This is a genomic window from Paraliomyxa miuraensis, from assembly GCF_026337845.1.
In the GTDB taxonomy this organism is placed as follows: domain Bacteria; phylum Myxococcota_A; class Polyangia; order Nannocystales; family Nannocystaceae; genus Paraliomyxa; species Paraliomyxa miuraensis.
The window spans coordinates 1-418 of sequence record NZ_JAOVZF010000061.1 but is presented as its reverse complement, the minus strand read 5'-3'; the positions used below and the strand labels follow the sequence as shown (position 1 = coordinate 418).

Sequence of the window (418 nt, the reverse complement as noted above, 5' to 3'; positions counted from 1 at the left end):
GCGGAGATGAGCACGAAGTCGTCACCGTGCCGCCCCTCGTCGCCCATGCGGTTGGCGACGGTTTGGATCTCACCGACCCAAGGACCCATGCGCATCATCGGCGTGGCCGGTGCCTGGTTCTCGTCGTCGGTCGGTGGTGTGGCGCGTACGCCAGCGGTCGGCAGTGGTGCCGGTGGCGCTGCCCGGCCCTCGTCGTCGGCCGAGCGCTCGCTCGTGGCCTGGGTGAGCAGCGGATCCGACGTATCCGGCGGTGGTCGTTTCGCCCGGCGCTCGGCCAGTTCCTCGGCACGCATCCGCTCGAGCACAGCGGGGTCGGGCTTGCCCGCGTCGAACAGCGCCGGCTGATGCCCCGTGGGCACTTGCACGCGCTTGCCCTCGCCGGGTGGGGCCGTCAGGGCGAAGCCCTCCTCCTCGACCG

1 protein-coding gene is annotated in these 418 nt (G+C 72.0%); it reads right to left on the bottom strand.

What is annotated here, in order from left to right; genetic code table 11:
* Window positions 1–418, bottom strand: a 418-nt coding sequence (locus OEB96_RS00265; RefSeq protein WP_266213369.1) for a hypothetical protein, incomplete at both ends; no start/stop codon positions are given.